Below are 19,451 nucleotides of genomic sequence, written 5' to 3'. Positions count from 1 at the left end.
AGAGGAGCAGGTCTTGAAGATTCGAACGTTTGACCCCGACGACGAAGGCGCCGTCATCGCGCTCTGGACACGCTGCGGCCTGACGCGCCCCTGGAACGACCCCGCGCGGGATATCGAGCGCAAGCGCCGTGAAGATCCGACGCTGTTGCTGGTCGGCACCGATGAGCAGGGCGGCGTCATGGCCTCCGCCATGGTGGGCTTTGATGGCCACCGCGGCTGGCTCTATTACCTCGCCGTCGACCCGGCGTGGCAGCGACGCGGCCATGGCCGTGCCCTGGTCGAGCATGCCGAACAGCTGCTGATCGCGCGGGGCTGCCCGAAAATCATGCTGATGGTGCGTCGCGGCCAGCCGGAACTCGAGGCGTATTACCGCGCACTGGGTTTTGAAGAAAACGAGGCCGTGACGATGGGCAAGCGGTTGATCAGGGATGCGTAGTACTCGGTCCTGACGCCGGGGCAGCGGCGGGTTCATCCCGGGAACGTCAAAATATCAGGAAAAGGTGTAGTTCTTTTTGAGCCACGGACTACATTCAAGAGCCTGCTGTTAAAAAGAAGACGTTCAAGGGAGTTGAACACATGTCACAGCTGACCGGATACCAGCCTCAGTCCCAGTCCCAGTCCTTCGCCTTCGACAGGGGCGGGGCCATGACGTTTGTCCTGCCGGAAGACGTCGATACGCTGGAGTTGAGCGCGCAGTTTAATGACAGTCGCGCCAGATCCGGCGAGACGCTGTCGGCCACCGCCTGGGGTGATGCGCTCGAGACGCTGACGCTGGGCGGCAACGGCCGCGTCGAATGGGACAACAGTGCCACCGAAACCACGGCGGTGACCCATACGGATGCCAGCGCACTGGAAGGCGGGCTTGAGTACACGGCCTCGGCTGACGTGCAGGAGACCATCGTGCTGGGCGGTAGTGGCAGCGGCGCGGATGTGCTGTATTTCGCCGGGGATGCGTCCTGTTACGGTCAGGATGGCGACGGCATCGACACGCTGGTCGGCTTTGATGGCATGCAGGACACGCTGTTTGTAGACGGTGAGATCATGACCTCCTTTGAGACCATCGATTTCAACCATGCCGTCACCGCCTGGGAGGCCGATTCGCTGGAAGAGGTATTCACCATGGCCGGCGACATGGACAGCGGCGATGCCGTGATCCCCGTGTTTTTTGAAGACGATGTCTATCTCTACCGCGACAGTGGCCCTGCCGGGCTGGATGACAACGATTTTGTCCTGCGCCTGAGCGAGCTGGCCGGTGGGCCCAACACCCTGTCGGATCGTCGTGACATGATTTCCAAGATGGCACCGGCACCTGAAGGACCCTTTACGGACGTAATGGTCGAGGGGCAGGTCAGCGGTACCGACAATGCGCCCGACAATTTTGTGCTGGCAGACGATGACGCCTGGTGGGGCAGTGTCATCACTGATTTTGAACTGGGCATTGATCGCATCGACGTCTCCGATCTGACCGGTGCAGACGGCGAGGCGCTCGCGTTCAACGATATCCATGTGATGTACAACGGCAGCGGCACGGATCTGCGCATCGACGACGGGGCAGGGACCAATACGGTCACGCTGATCGGCATTCCCAAGTACGACCCGGGCGCGCCAATGGGCGAGCTGCACTCTGCGATGGGCCCGGAAGACTTTCTGTTCGGTTGACGAGCCGGTCGTCTGGAGAAGTCTGTCAGTGAAACGCTCCGCCCTGGCGGGGCGTTTTCACGTTTTCATGGCTGCGAAAGGGCGATCATGGCGTGGTGCGGTGACAGCAAACGCAGGGCGTCACGGTCGATATCAAGAGAACAGGGCCTGTGCTCTGGTACGCAGGGCTGGCAAGACAGGTGCCGGACAGGGAGGGACACAAGAGACGGCGTGATACGGGAGAGCACTTATGATGGCGCCCCCCCCGTCAGGATTCTATCTTAAGTTATAGATGTTTGATTTTTATGGAAAATTATATAGCTTAAAAATTGCCTTATACCAACCTGTATACCATTATCCTTTTTAGCAGCTCATACACCTACCTGCATAAAAACGGCCAGCAAGAGCTAAGCACTAATGCTGGGAATTTGGTGTTCGGTATTGTCATCATACGATGTATGCACTCATTGAAGATCATAAAAGGACTATTTTTATCTAAAAGTCTATTTTGAGTTTAATTTTTGTTACGTTTTTACATAGCTCTACTTTCATTCGATATGTAAGCACTAAATTTCCAATAGTTTGGTCATTATCATCAACTTCAAATTTAGCATCTACATATTGTTTTTGTGCGATTTCTCTAAAACTTAATTTTTCGAATAATTCTTTGTTTGTAAGTATGCAATAATCTATATCGCTAAATCCTAACGTATAAACTTCACAGTTTCCAATATGGCAAATATATTCATTGCCATATCCATCATAGCGGCTAATTTTTTGTCCGTCTGATGCTTGTGAATCTAATAAGTATCTGCGTAATGTGATTTTTAAGTTTTGGTTGCCGATAAATAGTAATGGATCTGTCATTTGCCTAGAAAAATTTTTTATATCGAACAGGAGGCTTTCTATATCAGTATATGTTTTTAATATCGATTGAGGGTATCTAATTAAATATTTTAATATATTAGATTTAATGCTTCTCAAAACAAGATCGGCAAGATATTCATTTTCGTTAATCGCTCGGTTTGCTTTTATATCTATAGCGACGAGCTTTTTGTCATAGTTGCTTAGCGATACTTTAAAAGAGTTTTTGTCTTCAAGATTTTCCTTCAAGGCAAGATATTTAAAAAATCTTAAAGGGAATGGAAAATCTTTTTTAGTGTTCAATATGGCTGAACTTGCTACGCCGATTTTGGAAAGCTGATCCTTATCAATCTGAGCTTTAATTACTACTTGCTTTTGAGAGCTGCTGATTCGCTGGATAATTTTTTCTACAGAAGAAATGAAATTTTCCTTTAAATTTTCTAGGTCATCTGGATTGATTAAAATAGAATTGTGGATTTCATTAACAATTTTAATCCAGTCACTAAGATCTGAAATAATCGTTTCTCGATCTATGTGGCTAAAATAACTAGAAAAAATAGCTTCTTCCCAGTCATGGGGCAGATCCCAAATTGTGCTCGACAAGGAAAGTATAATTTGAACATAAGCTATGTTCATGCTTTGTATGCCGCTTGCTCCCCATCCTGAATAAATACGTCCGGAAATTTTCCTTTCATCATATATTCTTCCAAAAGACTCTAATATTGATGATAACCATCCCCCATAAGACTCTTTACCATGATGGCCATAGTCACGATGCCGGATGTATATGCCTAATATCTCACCGGCTTTGAAAATATTTCTATAATGTGGGTCAATTGTACCTGTAGGATGAATACGTGTTCCATTTAAGAGTGCTTTGATATATTCAACTATAACATCATGCTTTTCTTTCCCGGGCTTTAAAAGTATGTAGCAAGCTGTAATAACCCTTAGATCAACATAAGCGTTTTTAAAAGCGATATTAAAAGCAGTTATGTGATTATATTCACAGTCATTTTGTTTGAGTATTGTTTGCCAGATATCGCTGTTTGACTCTAGCAATAGATGGGAGTGATTAACCAATATTGATCGCCAACTGTATTCAGCATGCCAATAGTCATCATTGGATATTTGATTAAGCCAGTTGATGAGCATATCGATGCCCCATCCAGCTGCTTCAAAATTATTAAACCGGAGTGCAGAGATTATAGTAGACGCTGTATGTTCTAAGTGCACCAAAAATGCTGGATATGTTTTTTTGATATCATTGGTCCGCTTTGTGCGAGGTTCAATGTAAAACAGCCAACTTTCCCAAGTGCCTACAAAATCGTAAAGAATGTCTTCATATTTGCTAGCGACTCTTAAATCGCTTGACTCTGAGCTATACGAACGCCATTCAACCAGTAAATACCACATATAATAGCTCCCTTGAATCAGTGATTTCATCTCTTGATCCAATAGGTGCTCTCGACCAGAAAATATGCGCTGATAAAAATGCAGCATCGTTACGTAAAATCGAGAATTACTAGGTATTCGTTCAACAGTTTCTTTAGCTAGGCGATAATATTCACTTAATAGTTCGTCTAAATAATTTTTAGGTAAAAAACCGGTAGTCTGTAACATTAACCAGTTGTCTAAGTTCCCGCTATCATTTTTAAATGATAACGCTTGAGCCAATTCTGTATGCCACGAAGCTAAATTGTCTAAAGCGTCTAAAAACTCTTTTGAGTCATTTTCTTTAAGGGCATCATTTGCAGGCCCAATAAATCCATTTAGAACGGTTGATAAGCCGATATCTTCCTGCGGAGCTTTTTTTTTGTAAGAAAATGCTGCTTTAATCAAAAATATCGCAAAGCTGTTTGCCTTAAAGTTTTTGTATTGAGCAATTGTTATGGTATTGCTTGTCGGTTTGCTTCGGATTGGACGGATGATTAATTCACCATCCTGATTTTTTTTGAGCTTTGATGCCAATATTTGAGCTCTTATGCCAATGTTGAGCAGCCAAAATCTAACGTTTTTTAATTCACGGTCATGCTTGATATTGCGCTCTATGCTTCGAAAATCGCTGGTGTCGGCGAAGTGCTTATGTGTGGCAATGTTAACTATTGTTTTGTTAGGATTTATAATTAAATTATGGTCTACTGCATTTTCAAGCAAAATATCCTTTATTCTTTTATAAATATTGTTTTTAACTAGTTCGTGTATGGAGAAGCGGAATAATATTTTTTCACGTGAGTTTTCATCTAGTGTTCTAAAAGTTTTGACAAAAAACCACGCTGTTAAAGCCAAGTTTGATGAAAGCCATAATGCTGTTGTAACACAGATGGCCAAAAATATTTTTTCTCCTACTATAGGTCTTAGGAAATAACCAATAACTATAAATAGCGACAGCATAAGGCCGCTTAAGCCTGCAAACATGAAACCAGAATATTTCTGATAAACGGGAAACATAACCTTTTTTGCTGATTTGTTCTGAAAAAGTATGCTAACGAGACCGACAACTAACGGGTAAACGACACCCACAACAGTTAGCTGCCCTGAAAGAAAAGTATCCTGCCATTCAAGCAATTCTTTCCAATCTTGGAAGTGGCTTATAAAACTAGATTTAGTTAAGGGCCCCCACAAAATTAAGTTAGAAACTATTAATGAGGCTAGGATTAAAGACAATAAAGCATATTTCTTAAACTCGGTAGACCATCGTATCACGCTTTTTTCGATAAAATTGAAGCGGCTGTTTAGAAAATATTTGTTTTTATGAAGTGATTCTTTTATTTCTTGGTTAGCGCGACTAGAAAGACTTTTGAAGCGGCATTTTTTTAAAATATTCATTAATCGCTCAACTTTCTATTTTAAAAGATTTAGTAAGTATCAAAAATGTTGATGAAAAAACACTCTTGGAGCAATACTTTTTTCTCGTTGACTTCAGCCCTTGTCGCGCTGTCGACTCCCCGCCCCGCCTGCGCGCTAAATGGGTCGGTTTTATTGCACCCTTGCAGTAGGCGCCAGCCCGCCCCAGTGCCGGGCTGCATGACGGTTTAGCGGCTCGAAAAAATCATGCGTTTCCTTGCATTTCACACTGCCGCGACAGGTGCCTGTGAGCGTGTCAGGTGCCTTTTACCTTCGAATCCGTGCAGGCAGCCGTCATCGGGTATCTCCTGCCATCTTCTGTAGTCCACGGCGTTCTCACAAAAGACTTAATGCCGGAGTAGAATGTCTCGAACATCCGCCCCATAAGCAATGCCTGATTCATGAAAAATTTGTATTCGGAAAACGCGGAACGGTTCTTTGCTCAGTATCAGCAGCTCGCCTTCGATGAGGTGCATGGCGACTGGCTGCGACATCTCCCTGAGCGCGCTGGACTGGCACTGGATGTAGGGGCGGGTAGTGGGCGCGATGCGGCGGCACTCGCGCAAAGGGGCTGGGAAGTGCTGGCCGTTGAGCCGGCGGCCGGCCTGCGTGCTCTGGGCGAGGAAAGCACTGCCGGCCTGTCCGTGCAGTGGCTCGATGATGCTCTGCCCGGACTGAATCAGGTTCGCACACCTGGCTATCGCTTCGATCTTTTTAGTGTGCTGTATATTGGGAACCTACGCTGTCAATAACCGTTTCTTCGATGTCTGGGTCATGCTCGCTTTCGGGATCATTGAGCTGGTTTTCCGAGGGCTGAGATTACCAATTGCGCCTTTCGTTATCGGTTTTATTCTGACGCCGATTGCCGAGGCCCTGAAAGGTTCAGTGTATTCCTGCCTTTTGAACATGTCGGGCCTATTACCGGGACGCGTCTCTGGCGACGGCCAGAAAGTTGTTCAGCACTGGATTGGTGGCATTTGCCGACCAGGCCAGAACCAGTTCGGCCTGTGGGGCTTCAGGGTCGTCCAGTGGGCGGTAAACCACACCTTCTATCGACAGGGCAGCAGCTGAGCGGGGCAGCAACGTATACCCAAGGCCTGCACCGACCAGACCGATGATCGCATGAAGTTGTTCAACCTCCTGGGCGATGGTGAATTCCACATTGTGGCGCTCACAGAGAGGCCGGAAGACCGAGAGCAGGTAGGTCGATTTTTTGGCCGGCGCGATGATCATGCCGTCGGTCACGATATCCGCGAAGGCGATGGCGGTCCTTTGTGCCAGCGGATGATCGGCGGGCAGCGCGACATGATATGGCTCGCGCAGCAGCGTCATGGTCTTCAGGGCATCAAGGCCTGCAATGGGCCTCATCAGGGCGGCATCGAGCGTTTCTTCCTGCAGCGCCTGAACAAGCTGGGCAGAGATCAGCTCATTCAACTCCAGTCGCACATGGGGATGATGACGTCGAAAGCGCGATACCGTTCGGGGTAGCAGGTGAAGCGCGGCATTTTCCACGAACCCCAGCCGAAGTTTTCCGATCTCTCCCTTTGATGCTCGGCGCGCGGCATCGATGGCAATGTCATATTGCGTCAGGACGCGCCGAGCCTCCTCCACAAAGGCTTTGCCCGCTTCGGTAATCATGACCTGACGCTGGGTGCGTGAAAACAGGGTCAGCCCCAGCTCGCGCTCGATTTTCTGTACCTGTTGTGTCAGCGCCGATTGGCTGATGCCCAGCTTGGCAGCCGCCCTGACAAAGTGACGCTCTTCCGCCAGTACGGCGATCGATAAAAGGTAGTTTAAATTCACGGCGTTAAACTTGCGTCTCAAATAAGTGATTCTTATTAGATTATCAAATTCTATTGGTTATTGTGGATTTAAAGCCATCTCTGCATGTCAGATTCCATCCTGGTCGATTCCAGAATGGAGCGATAACGCTGTCGGATGTCTTCATGGGCTGATTCAAAAAAGAATCTCTCATCAGCAGCGCTTATAAAACTGATAAAGGGTCTGGAAAAGGCGCGTCACTCTACATGACCAAAAGGAACAACATCATGTTCAAACGCATTGCCTTGCCTCTGGTGGGCATACTCTTGGGGTCCCTGGCGTTTTCAGGTGCACAGGCCGGCCAGGGAGACTGGCCGCAAAAGCCGATTCATCTGATCGTGCCCTATTCGCCCGGCGGTAATGTTGATCTTATCGGCCGAACATTGAGTGAACCGCTCAGCAAGGAGCTGGGCCAGCCGGTAGTCGTGGAAAATCGGGCCGGCGCCGGTGGCACCATCGGCAGTGGCGAGGTGTCACGCGCCAACGCTGACGGCTATACGCTGTTGCTTGGTGACATCGCGACGCATGGTATTAACCCGCATGTCTACGACGACCTTGCCTACGACCCGGTCGCCGATTTCACGCCTATCGTTCAGATTACCTCCGTGCCACTGGTACTGGGGGTTGGCCCCCGGCTCGACGTGTCCACCTTCGAGGAGTTCAGGGAGCTTGCGGAGTCTCGTCCGGAAGACATCGATTACGCTTCGGCAGGGATCGGGACGCCTCAGCACCTGTCGTTTGAATACCTTGAATCGCTGCTTGGTTTTGAGGGATTGCACATCCCCTATCAGGGATCTTCTCCTGCCCGTACGGCTCTGATTGGCGGTGAAGTCGGTGCCTTTATCGATGGCACGATGGTGCCCGCCGTTCGGGAAGGCTCGATCAAGGCACTGGCGGTGACCAGCGCAGAACGGGCACAGGCGCTGCCGGATGTCCCGACACTCTCCGAGCTGGGGGTCGATATGGTGTTCACGTCCTGGCATGGCCTGTTTGCGCCGGCGGATATCGATCCCGCGATTGCCGAGCGGCTCAATGAAGCCATGAACAAGGTGCTTGATGAGCCGGCTGTTCGTCAGCGCCTGGAAGCAGTCAGCATTGAAGTGATCGGCGGTACCGCGGATGAGTTCGCCACCTTTGTTGACATACAGTCCGAAACACTTGGCGAGCTGGTCGAGATGGCTGATGTGTCAACGCACTAGTTCCGGAACGGATCACGTCGAATCTGTCGCGGATCGGTCTCAACATCGATCTGCGGCGGCGCTCACTCTTTCATGGAAGATCATCGATGTCTGACTCAAGGCCCAACGTTTTATTTATCTGCGTGGATCAATGGCCGGCCGATCTGCTGAGCTGTGCCGGCCATCCCGTCATCGAGACGCCCACGCTGGATCGGCTGGCGGAACTGGGCACGCGCTATACCCGGTGCTATGCCGAGACGCCGATCTGCATTCCTTCACGGCGGTCGATCATGACCGGTGCCAGCTCCCGGCTGCATGGTGATCGGGAATTTCAACCTTCATTGCCCATGCCAAAGGATCTACCCACGCTGCCGCAGTGCTTCAAGGACAACGGTTACCAGACCGCCATGACGGGCAAGCTGCACGTCTATCCAACGCGTGATCGCATCGGCTTTGAAGAGGCATGGCTTGCCGAGGAAGGGCGCGGGCAGATCGATGGTCCGGATGACTACGAGATATATCTGGCGGATTCAGGATATGTCGGGCAGCAGTTTTTGCACGGCATGAGCAACAACGAATATGAATGGCGACCTTGGCATCTGCCGGAGCACACGCATGTCACGTCCTGGACGACCACCACCGCGGCACGCATGATCAAACGTCGCGATCCCACCCGTCCCGGGTTCTGGTATGTCTCCTACACAGCGCCGCATCCGCCGCTGGTGCCGCTTGCTTCCTATCTGGAGCGCTATCGCGACCGCGACATGCCGGCGCCGACCGAGTCCGACTGGTCCCGGGATGCGGAAAACCTGCCCTATGTGCTGCGCGCCGTGCAGGAGTACTGGCGGGATCTGGCCCCGGTGCAGCATGCCAACATGCTGCGGGCGTTCTACGCCCTGTGTACGCATATCGATCATCAGATTCGCATTCTGATCGGGACGCTGAGGGAAGAAGGGCTGCTCGACAACACCATCATCTGTTTTACCGGCGATCATGGCGACATGCTGGGCGATCATGGCTTTTATGCCAAGCGACTGATGTATGAAGGCTCGGCACGCGTGCCGTTCATGCTCATCGACCAGCGCGATGGTGGGCGAGTGGCGCCCGGGGCGACCGATGATCGTCTCATGGGGCTTCAGGACATCATGCCAAGTCTTCTGGAGTTGGCCGGTATCCCCATGCCCGAAGGCGGCGATGGCAGGAGTGCGGTGAACGGTGAACGCCGACACCTCTTCTACGGGGAGGCGTCTACCGGAGTGCGGGCCACCAGAATGATTCGCGATGAGCGCTACAAGTTGATCTGGTACCCCGCGGGCAATCATTTCCAGCTGTTTGATCTGCAGGAGGACCCCGGGGAGGAGGTTGACCGAATCCACGCGTCCGATCATGCCGATATCGTGGAACGCCTCAAGGAGGGGCTGATCGAGCATCTGTATGGCGAAGATCTGGCGTGGGTGCGCGATGGCCAGCTGGTCGGCACCGAGGCGCCGGCGCACCAGACGCATCATAACCGGGGGCTTTCGGGGCAGCGCGGGCTTCACTATCCCGAGCCGCCTCGAACCGACCCCTCCAAACCTGTTGGTTCCTGGTAGGAGCGTGCCATGAAAATGCGGTCCGCGAAGGCACTGGCGCCGATCGACTGGATTTCAGCACTGGTCATGATTGTATCGGGTCTTGCCGTCGTTGTGGGGGCGCTGGATTATCGCCTCGGGACGGCAGGTCGAATGGGGCCGGGGTTTTATCCCATGCTGCTGGGAGGCCTCATGGTACTGCTGGGGATGGGCGTTGCTCTCAGGGCGCTTTTCGGGAAATCCACTGATTCCACGTCCGAAGACAAGGCTGCTGACGATGCCCGGGAAGAGGCCGGGAGCAGCTGGCGTTCTCTCATCTGCGTGCCGCTGTCGATCGCCCTTTTCGGGCTGTTGCTTCAACCGGCAGGACTGATTCCGGCCTGTCTGGCGCTGGTAGTCGTGAGTACGCTGGCGGCGCCAACCTTTAGTATTCAACGGCTCGTGGGGCTGTGTATCGGGGTGCCGCTGCTGGTGGTGTTGATCTTTGTGGTCGGTCTCGGCCTGCCCTTCACGCTCATTCGGGGAGTGTGGTAATGGAACTTTTTTCCAACCTCGCTCAGGGGGCGTCGGTTGCGCTGACTTGGTCGGCATTGATGTACTGCTTTCTCGGCGTGTTTCTGGGCATGGTGGTGGGGGTGCTGCCGGGCGTCGGTCCGTTGCCGGCAATCGCCATGCTGCTGCCCATCACGTTCTATATCCCCCAGACCGAAGCCATCATCATGCTGGCGGGTATCTATTACGGTGGTCAGTACGGTGGTTCAACGGCCTCCATACTGCTCAATCTACCCGGTACACCGGCGGCGGCGGTCACGGCACTGGAAGGCTATCCCATGGCCCAGCAGGGGCGGGGCGGTATCGCGCTTTTCCTGACCGCGATCGCCTCTTTCGTGGGCGGCATCTTCGCCGTTGTTCTGGTTGGCGGATTTGCGCCGCTATTGGCGTCCTTTGCGCTGGAGTTCGGGGCGGCAGAGTATTTCTCGCTGTTGCTGCTGGCACTTATTGGCGCGGCAGCGATTGGCGGCGGGACCTTTCTGCGCTCGCTGTTCATGGTCGCGCTCGGTCTGTTTCTGGGCATCGTGGGACAGGACGTCAACTCCGGACAGTTCCGGTATACCCTGGGCATTCCCTATATGGCTGACGGTCTCAATATCGTATCTGTCGCCATGGGACTTTTTGGCGTCTCCGAGGTCATGGCGACAGCGCATCGCCGTCGCAGTACTCAAAAGGAGAGCTTTGGATTTCGCAGCATGTTGCCCAGCCGTGACGATATCAGGCGATCACTGCCTTCTACCGGGCGAGGCTCTGCCCTGGGAGCCGGCTGCGGCGTGCTGCCGGGGGCCGGTGCCGCGATGGCCGCTTTTCTGGCCTATGCGCTGGAAAGGCGTCTGACCAAAACCCCGGAGCGTTTTGGCAAAGGCGCGGTAGAAGGGCTGGCGGCGCCGGAGTCGGCCAACAATGCCGCAGCGCAGGCAGCCTTTATTCCGTCACTGACGCTTGGGGTACCCGGTGACGCCGTGATGGCGGTCATGCTCGGGGCGCTGATGATTCACGGTATTGACCCGGGCCCCGGGCTGATTGCCGATCATCCTGATCTCTTCTGGGGTCTGGTCGTCAGCTTTTTGATCGGCAATGCGATGTTGCTGGTGCTCAATATCCCGCTGATCGGCCTCTGGACCCGGCTGCTTCAGATACCTTATTCGGTGCTTTATCCGGCCATACTGACTCTGATCTGCATTGGTGTGTACAGCATCAACAGCGCCATGTTCGATATCTTCGTGGTCATGATCTTCGGTCTGATCGGTTATGGTCTGCTGCGTCTGGGCTTCCCCCCGGCACCATTGATTCTTGGCTTCATCCTGAGCCCGATGCTGGAGGAAAACTTCCGCCGGGCGTTGTTACTGTCGCGAGGTGACTGGAGTGTCTTTGTGACCAGCCCCATCAGCGGCGCTTTTCTCGCGCTCTCGATGGGCATTTTGGTGCTGGCAGTGGCGATGGCATTCAGAACGGCCATGAAGTCGCGACGTGCTGACAGGGCGTGACGCCGTATTTGTCACGAAGCCTGTTCGGTCAGAGTCGCTTGTTTGAACGACAAAGGGCTTGCCCTGCATCCTGATATTGAGTTGCAGAGCAGCCCCTTACGCTTGTTGAAGCGTCAGCAGCAGACGTGCCCGGCTAGAGCCCCAGAGCTTGTCAACATGGTGCTGAGTGCTGATGCACCTCAAAAAAGCAATATCAGGAACAGAGGAGAAGATAATTAGGAAGGGGAGGCGCTGGCGCCCCCGTCAGGATTCGAACCTGAGACCTTCCCCTTAGGAGGGGGACGCTCTATCCAGCTGAGCTACGGGGGCGAAGCGGGCGCCATTATAGGGATTTCATGCGTATAGTGAAACCCTGACGCATCCACGCCTGCAATCGAGCCCGCATGAAAGAACGCATCACGACGGACCGCCATTTCAATGGCATGGCCGAGAAGTTTGAAACCGCCCTGTATCACCACGCCCGCGGCCGGCTGCGTCTGGCGCTGTTGACGCATGCCATCGAGTCTTCCATTCCGATGCAGGGGCAGCCGCTGGTGGATGTCGGCGCGGGCCTGGGGCAGATGTCGCACTGGGCAAACGCGCAGGGTCATCCGGTCACCCTGCTGGAGCCGGCCGAGGACATGCTCGCCGCGGCCCGCGAGCGCCTTGCAGGAAGCGATGCCCGCTTTCATCAGTGTGACCTGCAGCATCTGCCCGAGGTGGCGCCCGGCCCGTGGCCGCTGATGTTCTGCCATGCGGTGCTGGAGTGGCTGATCGACCCGCAGGCGGCGATCCATTTACTGGCCGATCAGCTCGCCCCCGGCGGCTGGCTGTCGCTGATGGTGTTCAACGAGGATGCGCTGCGCCTTTCCAACGTGGTCAAGGGCAATCTGCAGCGGGTGCTGGATGATCAGCTGGCAGGTCTGGGCACCCGCAAGCGCCTGACGCCGATCTCGCCGCTGCGCCATGACGATGTCGTGCGCTGGCTGGGCGAGGCCGGGCTGGAGGTCCGCTCGGTCACGGGCATCCGCGTGTTCCATGACTATCTGCGCGAGCGCGACCCGGATGAGGCGACCCTTGAGCGGCTTTTCGAACTGGAGCATCGCTATTGTCAAAAAGAACCTTACTGGCGGCTGGGACGCTATCTTCATTACAGCGTTTACCGTCCGGGCTGATATTCTTGCTCCCATTCGAGACGTCTTCCGGGGGCAGCCGGGAATATACCGTTATCTTCATGAGTCTGTTACTGAACAGGCCGGTCATCATTTGAGTAGAGCAGGGGATTCATGAGTTTTTCCACGCCCATGGGGCAATTGCTGGATCGACAGTCACCCGTCATCAGGGATGGGGAGTGGCTGATTGCACCGCCGCTGGATGAGGGGCTTCTGAACGGGCCGGCACGGCACATCTGGAGCCTGGATCATCTGATTGCCGAGGTATGGCGCCAGCACGGCCATGAGGTGGTCGAGGGGCTGGCACCGCCGGAGGCGATGAGCGCCGCGCTGCTGTTCTGGCCCAAAACGATGGATCTGGGGCGCTGGTGGCTGGATCAGATCAATGCTCACTGCGCACCGGACAGCACGATTCGCATCGTTGGCGAGCATCACGGCGGTGGCAAGCGGGTGCCGGGGGAGTTGAAGGCGCGCGGCATGGCGCATCAGCGGCTGGATAACGCGCGGCGCTGCTCGCTGTATCAGGCCACGACCGTGGCGGAAGAGGCGGGCGATCACTGGTCGCGGTTCGAGGCGCTGGATCTCACCCTGGTCAGTCACCCGGGCGTCTTTGGTCACGGGCGACTGGATGATGGCACCCGTATGCTGCTGGAGGTGCTGCCGGCGCTGGAAGGGCAGGTGCTGGATGCCGGTTGCGGCGACGGTGTGATCAGCGCCTGGCTGGCACGCCAGGGGGCGGATGTCACGGCCGTGGACATCAACCATCTGGCGCTGGAAGCCACCCGGCGCACGCTGGCGGCCAATGACCTGACGGCCGAGGTGCTGCCCAGTGACATGCTGGCCGCCGTCGAAGGCCCCTTTGACGCCATCGTCAGCAACCCGGCCTTCCATCAGGAACGCAGTGTGTCGATCGACCCGGCCCGCAAGCTGGTCGAGCAGGCCAGCAAAAAGCTGGCCCCGAAGGGCACGCTCTATCTGGTCGCCAACAGCTTCCTGCCCTATATGGATCTGATGAAAAAGCACTTCGGCCGCGTCGAGGTGCTGCAGGAAACCAGCCGCTTCCGGGTCTATCGCGCCAGCCGGCGTTGAACGTCGCCGGCCGCGCTAGCGCTCGGCGTAGGCGATGTCGGTAATGATATAGGTGGTCGCGCCACCCGGGGCGTCCACAGTGACTTCGGCATCCAGCGCCTTGCCGAGCAAAGCGCGCGCCAGCGGGGCATCCACGCTGATCCAGTGCTTTTTGTTGTCAGTCTCGTCGGGACCGACAATGCGGATGCGCATCTCTTCGCCGTCGTCATCCTCCAGCGTCACCCAGGCGCTGAAAAAGACCCTGTTGCGGTCTTCGGGCAGGCGGTCGACCACGGTCAGGGCGTCGAGGCGCTTTTGCAGATAGGCAATGCGGGCGATGGTGCTGTTGAGCGCCTTCTTGTTGTAGGTGTAGTCGGCGTTTTCGCTGCGATCGCCCTGGGCGGCGGCTTCGCCGGTCTTGCGGGAAAGCTCGGGGCGGCGCACGCGCACCAGGTGATCCAGCAGGCTCTGGATCGACTCAAACCCTTCCGGCGTGATCAGGTCGGTCTTTTTCTCCTGGCGCGGGTCCTTCGCCGGGTCGCGCCAGCGGGTCATGTTGCGTCCTTTCATGCCGACGGTGTCCGTATGACAATGGGGCGATTACCATAATCGCCTCGCAGGGTGCTGCCAAGGCCGCCGCAAGCTTGAAAGTGGCTGGCGCGGCATCCATAACCTTGCCCACACTGCTTCTACTACCGGTACCGGTCGTCGCTTCGTCACCGAAGGCGTAACGCTTGTTACCGGCCACCAGCGCTCATGTATTCCGGGAAAACGCCGATGACTCAGGACACGACGCCGCTACCGCGCTTTGATGCCGACGATGTTGAACATCTCGGCGATACCCCGCTGCACCGCGGGTTTTTCGACCTGGCCCGGGTCGATGTGCGCTATCGCCAGTATCGGGGCGGCTGGAGCGAGACCGTTTCGCGCGAGGTATTTCGTCACCATGACGCCGTGGGGGTGCTGCTGTATGACGTGGAACGCGATGCGGTCGTGCTGGTCGAACAGTTTCGCGCCGGCGCGATGGGGCGGGATTTCAGCCCCTGGCTGCTGGAACCGGCCGCCGGGCTGATCGATTCCAGCGAGTCGCCGGAAGCGGTGGCCCGTCGTGAGGTCCATGAAGAGACCGGCTGCCACACCGAATCGCTTTTGGAGATTCATCGCTATTTCCCCAGTCCCGGCGCCTGTGATGAATACATCACGCTTTATTGTGCGCTGGTAGATGCCGGCAACCTGGGGGGCATACATGGGCTTGAAGAGGAGCACGAGGACATCATGGTGCGTGTGTTACCCTTTCGCGATGCCTGGGGATTACTGGAAGACGGCACCATCAACAATGCCATGTTACTGATTGCGCTGTACTGGCTGGCCCGGGAGCGTCCGGCCCTCAGAGCAAGGAGATAGTCATTTGAGTCAACGAACCGCTTACGTTACCGATCTCAAAACGCTACAGGCCGAGTGTACGGCCAACTTTGTGCGTCTGGACCGGCTGCTGGGCGATATCGCTGCGGGCGAGCGCCTCGAGCTGCCGTTGGCCAGTCACACCGAACGCTTCGGGACACTGCATCTCGAGGTCGTCGAGCGTGCGCCCTATACGACGGTCGTACGCGTGTTCCAGAGTGGCGTGCTCGATGACATGATCGATGCGCCGCGCATGGTGGTGCACCTGTATCACGATGTGCAGATGGCGGAAGTGACCGATTTTCAGCGCAAGCGTCATTTTGAGGGGCGCTATCGCTACCCCAACGCTCATATGCACCAGCCCGATGAGAAGCTGCAGCTCAACCGCTTTCTGGGCGAGTGGCTGGAGCACGGTCTGGCCCACGGTCATGACACTCGTATTTTCGAGACGCCCTGAACCGGGCGGCACTCATCGGTTCACCGCTGGCCCGTCCTGTCCCTGTCCGTTGCACCGCTTCACCCCGGCCGCCGCATGGCGGTAATGTCGTTTTCAGGAGCCCGCCATGCTGATTGTTCAGCTTTCGGACAGCCATCTGTATGCCGACCCCGCGCAGCCCTATCGGGGCGTGGATGTTCAGGCGCGTCTGAACGCGATGCTGGCACGCGTGGGCGCCTGCCAGCCGGATCTGGTCATCGTCAGCGGCGATGTCAGCGATGACGGCTCGATCGCCTCCTATCAGCGAGCCGCCGGGCAGCTCGACGCGCTCGGCTGTGACTGGGTGTGGCTGCCCGGCAACCACGACCATCCCGCCACCATGGCGACGGTCCGCCCCCTGGTGCCGGTCGTTCATCTCGACGGCTGGCAGATCATTCTGCTCGATAGCTGGATCGAGGGCGAAGAAGGCGGGCGACTGGGGCAGGCACAGCTGACGCGTCTCGAGGCGCAGCTGGCAGACGATGATTCGCCGGCGCTGATTGTGCTGCATCACCCACCCGTGCTGGTGGAGGCGGCCTGGATGAACGAGATCGGCCTCGAGAATCGCGAAGCGTTCTGGGCCATATTGGGCCAGTATGAGCATGTGCACGCCGTGCTGTGTGGTCACATCCATCACGAGCGCACCTGTCTGCAGCACAAGGTGCCGGTCATGTCGGTGCCGGCCGTGGCAGCGCAGTTCGTGCCCGATAGCCGCGATTTCGCCGTCGATGAGCGCGCGCCGGGTGGTTTTCGCCTGATACGCCTGTCCCGCCATGCGTCACCGCAGCCTCTGGTATCGAGCCGGGTCGAGTATGTGCCGGACTGAAACGGCACTGATAAACGGTGTATCGGCGCGCCGCTTTTTTATACCCGGATCGTCTAAAGGAAGAAAAGTTGATTCTTTGACGTTATGAAGGCGGCTCGCTAACGTGAGGCATCATTATTGACTCGTGACGCTGTCTATCGCGAGACATCCTGTTTACAGCGTCATCGTCACCCGGCGATGACGTTTGGTCATGAGAGGTTGTGACACGCATGCTTTCCCCCGAGCGGCAAACACATCTGAAACAGCTCGAAGCCGAGTCGATTCATATCATTCGCGAGGTTGCCGCCGAGTTTCGCAACCCCGTTATGCTCTACTCGATCGGCAAGGACTCCTCGGTCATGCTGCATCTGGCGCGCAAGGCGTTCTATCCAGGTACGCCGCCGTTTCCGCTGATGCACGTCAATACCACGTGGAAGTTCAAGGAGATGATCGAGTTTCGCGATCGCATGGCGGCCGAGACCGGCATGGAGCTGATCGAGCACATCAACGAGGAAGGTCGTGAGGCGGGCATCAACCCGTTTGACCACGGCAGCTCCAAGTACACCGATATCATGAAGACCCAGTCGCTCAAGCAGGCGCTGGACAAGTACGGCTTCGATGCCGCCTTTGGCGGGGCGCGTCGCGATGAAGAGGCCTCGCGGGCCAAGGAGCGCGTCTACTCCTTCCGCGACAAGTTCCACCGCTGGGACCCGAAAAATCAGCGTCCGGAGCTGTGGAACCTGTACAACGGCCACGTGAACAAGGGCGAGTCGATTCGCGTCTTCCCGCTGTCCAACTGGACCGAGCTGGACATCTGGCAGTACATCTATCTCGAATCGATTCCGATCGTGCCGCTGTATTACTCCGCCCCGCGGCCGGTGGTCGAGCGCGACGGCACGCTGATCATGGTTGATGACGAGCGCATGCCGCTGGAAGAGGGCGAAGTGCCCGAGATGAAGTCCGTGCGTTTTCGAACGCTGGGCTGCTATCCGCTGACCGGGGCGGTGGAGTCCGAGGCGGCCACGCTCCCGGACATCATTCAGGAGATGCTCCTGACCCGTACCAGTGAACGCTCCGGGCGCGCCATTGATCACGATCAGGCCGGCTCCATGGAACGCAAGAAACGCGAAGGTTACTTCTGAGGCGCATATGGCACACCAATCATCTCTGATCGCCGACAACATCGAGGCGTATCTCAAGGAGCACGAAGCCAAGGACCTGCTGCGCTTCATCACCTGCGGGAGCGTCGATGACGGCAAGTCGACCCTGATCGGGCGGCTGCTGCACGACTCGAAAATGATCTACGAGGATCAGCTGGCAGCGCTGTCGCGGGACTCGAAGACCCGCGGCACCACCGGCGAGCGCGTGGATCTGGCCCTGCTGGTGGACGGCCTTCAGTCCGAGCGCGAACAGGGCATCACCATCGATGTGGCCTATCGCTTCTTCTCGACCGACAAGCGCAAGTTCATCATCGCCGACACGCCCGGACACGAGCAGTACACCCGCAACATGGCGACCGGTGCCTCCACGGCAAGCCTGGCGGTCATTTTGATCGATGCGCGCTACGGCGTGCAGGTGCAGACGCGCCGCCACAGCTTCATCGCCGATCTGGTGGGTATCCAGCATCTGGTGATCGCGGTCAACAAGATGGACCTGGTCGACTACTCGCAGGATCGTTTTGAAGAGATCAAGCGCGACTACCTGAGCTTTGCCGAGAACCTCAAGGCGCGGGATATCAGCTTCGTGCCGATGTCGGCGCTGGAAGGCGACAACGTCGTCAATCCGAGCGTCAACATGCCCTGGCATGAGGGCGTGCCGCTGCTGGAACAGCTCGAAAATGTCGAGATCTCGCGCGACCAGAACCTGACGGACCTGCGCTTTCCAGTTCAGTACGTCAATCGTCCCAATCTGGACTTTCGCGGTTATGCCGGCACGCTGGCCGCCGGTGTCATGCGCCCGGGCCAGTCGGTGAAGGTGATGCCCTCCGGCAAGGTCTCCACGGTCGAGCGCATCGTGACCTTCGACGGTGATCTTGATGAGGCATGGCCCGGTCAGGCCATTACCGTGACGCTGGCCGACGAGGTGGATGTCTCCCGTGGTGACTGGCTGGTGGCGGCCGATACCGAACTGCCGATGTCCAATGCCTTTGTTGCCGACATTGTCTGGATGAACGAGCGGGAAATGACGCCCGGTCGCGGCTACGACTTCAAGCTCGCCACGCGCGATGTCAGCGGTCAGATCAGCGCCATCGACTACGGCATCGACGTCAATACGCTGGCGCATCACGATGCCGAGCGACTGGCGCTCAACGAGATCGGCCGCTGTCAGGTGACCCTGACCCAGCCGGTTCCGGTGGATGCCTATGACACCAGCCCGGGAACCGGCAGCTTCATCGTCATCGACCGGCTGACCAACCTGACGGTGGGCGCTGGCATGATCCGCAGCGCGGCCGACAGCGCCCAGGGCGGTGGCAGCGTTGACTGGCAGGCCTTCGAGGTCGAGCTCAATGACCTGATTCGTCGCCACTTCCCGCACTGGGAAGCGAAAGACGTTCGCGACATCTTTACGCGCTGAGCGCACCGTCAGCGTTCGA

The 19,451-nt window shown here is 55.9% G+C and carries 17 protein-coding genes, 1 tRNA gene and 1 pseudogene; 15 read left to right on the top strand and 4 right to left on the bottom strand.

What is annotated here, in order from left to right:
* Positions 1-13 precede the first annotated feature (13 nt).
* Positions 14-436 (top strand): GNAT family acetyltransferase, encoded by a 423-nt coding sequence (locus M1D97_RS11610; protein WP_456267881.1) that lies wholly within the window; start codon positions 14-16, stop codon positions 434-436.
* A 140-nt stretch (positions 437-576) separates the two neighbouring features.
* Positions 577-1,659, top strand: coding sequence for a hypothetical protein (locus tag M1D97_RS11605; protein ID WP_456267880.1), 1,083 nt, complete (start codon positions 577-579; stop codon positions 1,657-1,659).
* 474 nt (positions 1,660-2,133) lie between these two features.
* On the opposite strand, the gene M1D97_RS11600 is transcribed toward M1D97_RS11605, so the two are convergent.
* Positions 2,134-5,331: a hypothetical protein gene (locus tag M1D97_RS11600; protein WP_456267879.1), complete on the bottom strand. Its 3,198-nt coding sequence runs from the start codon at positions 5,329-5,331 to the stop codon at positions 2,134-2,136.
* Between the two features lie 419 nt (positions 5,332-5,750).
* On the opposite strand from M1D97_RS11600, the gene M1D97_RS11595 reads away from it, so the two are divergent.
* Entirely contained in the window at positions 5,751-6,101 is a 351-nt protein-coding gene (locus tag M1D97_RS11595) for a class I SAM-dependent methyltransferase (protein ID WP_456267878.1), read from the top strand.
* Positions 6,079-6,132: pseudogene (locus M1D97_RS11590) on the top strand (hypothetical protein); the annotation flags it as partial. The gene M1D97_RS11595 and the pseudogene M1D97_RS11590, both read left to right, overlap by 23 nt.
* A gap of 135 nt (positions 6,133-6,267) precedes the next feature.
* Here the strand turns inward: M1D97_RS11590 and M1D97_RS11585 are convergent.
* On the bottom strand, positions 6,268-7,152 hold the full coding sequence (locus M1D97_RS11585) for a LysR substrate-binding domain-containing protein (protein WP_456267877.1): 885 nt from the start codon (positions 7,150-7,152) through the stop codon (positions 6,268-6,270).
* A 245-nt stretch (positions 7,153-7,397) separates the two neighbouring features.
* Between M1D97_RS11585 and M1D97_RS11580 the strand changes: the two genes are divergently transcribed.
* From M1D97_RS11580 to M1D97_RS11565, 4 genes are all read left to right on the top strand, one after another.
* On the top strand, positions 7,398-8,369 hold the full coding sequence (locus M1D97_RS11580) for a Bug family tripartite tricarboxylate transporter substrate binding protein (protein ID WP_456267876.1): 972 nt from the start codon (positions 7,398-7,400) through the stop codon (positions 8,367-8,369).
* 86 nt (positions 8,370-8,455) lie between these two features.
* Positions 8,456-9,940, top strand: coding sequence for a sulfatase-like hydrolase/transferase (locus tag M1D97_RS11575; RefSeq protein ID WP_456267875.1), 1,485 nt, complete (start codon positions 8,456-8,458; stop codon positions 9,938-9,940).
* Between the two features lie 9 nt (positions 9,941-9,949).
* The gene (locus tag M1D97_RS11570; protein WP_456267874.1) at positions 9,950-10,453 is read left to right on the top strand and encodes a tripartite tricarboxylate transporter TctB family protein; all 504 of its coding nucleotides are present in this window, start codon (positions 9,950-9,952) and stop codon (positions 10,451-10,453) included.
* The gene (locus tag M1D97_RS11565) at positions 10,453-11,958 is read left to right on the top strand and encodes a tripartite tricarboxylate transporter permease (RefSeq protein ID WP_456267873.1); all 1,506 of its coding nucleotides are present in this window, start codon (positions 10,453-10,455) and stop codon (positions 11,956-11,958) included. Before M1D97_RS11570 ends, M1D97_RS11565 begins: the two co-directional genes overlap by 1 nt.
* Positions 11,959-12,190: 232 nt before the next feature.
* Here the strand turns inward: M1D97_RS11565 and M1D97_RS11560 are convergent.
* Positions 12,191-12,267: transfer RNA gene (locus M1D97_RS11560), tRNA-Arg, on the bottom strand.
* Between the two features lie 74 nt (positions 12,268-12,341).
* Here M1D97_RS11560 and M1D97_RS11555 point away from each other — a divergent pair.
* Positions 12,342-13,112, top strand: coding sequence for a methyltransferase domain-containing protein (locus tag M1D97_RS11555; RefSeq protein ID WP_456267872.1), 771 nt, complete (start codon positions 12,342-12,344; stop codon positions 13,110-13,112).
* 111 nt (positions 13,113-13,223) lie between these two features.
* Positions 13,224-14,198 carry a methyltransferase gene (locus tag M1D97_RS11550; RefSeq protein WP_456267871.1) on the top strand — a complete coding sequence of 325 codons (975 nt, stop codon included), beginning with the start codon at positions 13,224-13,226 and terminating at the stop codon, positions 14,196-14,198.
* Positions 14,199-14,213: 15 nt separating this feature from the next.
* Here M1D97_RS11550 and greB read toward each other — a convergent pair whose 3' ends face one another.
* Positions 14,214-14,747, bottom strand: a complete 534-nt coding sequence (gene greB, locus M1D97_RS11545; RefSeq protein WP_456267870.1) for a transcription elongation factor GreB — start codon at positions 14,745-14,747, stop codon at positions 14,214-14,216.
* A gap of 207 nt (positions 14,748-14,954) precedes the next feature.
* Between greB and M1D97_RS11540 the strand changes: the two genes are divergently transcribed.
* The 5 genes from M1D97_RS11540 (at position 14,955) to cysN (ending at position 19,432) form a co-directional block, all read left to right on the top strand.
* On the top strand, positions 14,955-15,581 hold the full coding sequence (locus M1D97_RS11540) for an NUDIX domain-containing protein (RefSeq protein WP_456267869.1): 627 nt from the start codon (positions 14,955-14,957) through the stop codon (positions 15,579-15,581).
* A gap of 4 nt (positions 15,582-15,585) precedes the next feature.
* Positions 15,586-16,035 carry a DUF1249 domain-containing protein gene (locus M1D97_RS11535; protein ID WP_456267868.1) on the top strand — a complete coding sequence of 150 codons (450 nt, stop codon included), beginning with the start codon at positions 15,586-15,588 and terminating at the stop codon, positions 16,033-16,035.
* A 106-nt stretch (positions 16,036-16,141) separates the two neighbouring features.
* Entirely contained in the window at positions 16,142-16,879 is a 738-nt protein-coding gene (locus M1D97_RS11530) for a phosphodiesterase (protein ID WP_456267867.1), read from the top strand.
* A 209-nt stretch (positions 16,880-17,088) separates the two neighbouring features.
* Positions 17,089-18,000: a sulfate adenylyltransferase subunit CysD gene (gene cysD / locus M1D97_RS11525; protein WP_456270218.1), complete on the top strand. Its 912-nt coding sequence runs from the start codon at positions 17,089-17,091 to the stop codon at positions 17,998-18,000.
* A gap of 7 nt (positions 18,001-18,007) precedes the next feature.
* On the top strand, positions 18,008-19,432 hold the full coding sequence (cysN, locus tag M1D97_RS11520) for a sulfate adenylyltransferase subunit CysN (protein ID WP_456267866.1): 1,425 nt from the start codon (positions 18,008-18,010) through the stop codon (positions 19,430-19,432).
* Positions 19,433-19,451 lie beyond the last annotated feature (19 nt).

This window comes from Kushneria sp. AK178 (assembly GCF_053903105.1).
This window is presented reverse-complemented; position numbering and strand designations above follow the sequence as displayed.

Excerpts from the sequence above, each read along its gene's own strand:
- M1D97_RS11605 (WP_456267880.1), top strand. The coding sequence starts at position 577 with ATGTCACAGCTGACCGGATACCAGCCTCAGTCCCAGTCCCAGTCCTTC.
- M1D97_RS11600 (WP_456267879.1), bottom strand. The coding sequence starts at position 5,331 with ATGAATATTTTAAAAAAATGCCGCTTCAAAAGTCTTTCTAGTCGCGCT.
- M1D97_RS11595 (WP_456267878.1), top strand. The coding sequence starts at position 5,751 with ATGAAAAATTTGTATTCGGAAAACGCGGAACGGTTCTTTGCTCAGTAT.
- M1D97_RS11580 (WP_456267876.1), top strand. The coding sequence starts at position 7,398 with ATGTTCAAACGCATTGCCTTGCCTCTGGTGGGCATACTCTTGGGGTCC.
- M1D97_RS11575 (WP_456267875.1), top strand. The coding sequence starts at position 8,456 with ATGTCTGACTCAAGGCCCAACGTTTTATTTATCTGCGTGGATCAATGG.
- M1D97_RS11570 (WP_456267874.1), top strand. The coding sequence starts at position 9,950 with ATGAAAATGCGGTCCGCGAAGGCACTGGCGCCGATCGACTGGATTTCA.
- M1D97_RS11565 (WP_456267873.1), top strand. The coding sequence starts at position 10,453 with ATGGAACTTTTTTCCAACCTCGCTCAGGGGGCGTCGGTTGCGCTGACT.
- M1D97_RS11555 (WP_456267872.1), top strand. The coding sequence starts at position 12,342 with ATGAAAGAACGCATCACGACGGACCGCCATTTCAATGGCATGGCCGAG.
- M1D97_RS11550 (WP_456267871.1), top strand. The coding sequence starts at position 13,224 with ATGAGTTTTTCCACGCCCATGGGGCAATTGCTGGATCGACAGTCACCC.
- greB (WP_456267870.1), bottom strand. The coding sequence starts at position 14,747 with ATGAAAGGACGCAACATGACCCGCTGGCGCGACCCGGCGAAGGACCCG.
- M1D97_RS11540 (WP_456267869.1), top strand. The coding sequence starts at position 14,955 with ATGACTCAGGACACGACGCCGCTACCGCGCTTTGATGCCGACGATGTT.
- M1D97_RS11530 (WP_456267867.1), top strand. The coding sequence starts at position 16,142 with ATGCTGATTGTTCAGCTTTCGGACAGCCATCTGTATGCCGACCCCGCG.
- cysD (WP_456270218.1), top strand. The coding sequence starts at position 17,089 with ATGCTTTCCCCCGAGCGGCAAACACATCTGAAACAGCTCGAAGCCGAG.
- cysN (WP_456267866.1), top strand. The coding sequence starts at position 18,008 with ATGGCACACCAATCATCTCTGATCGCCGACAACATCGAGGCGTATCTC.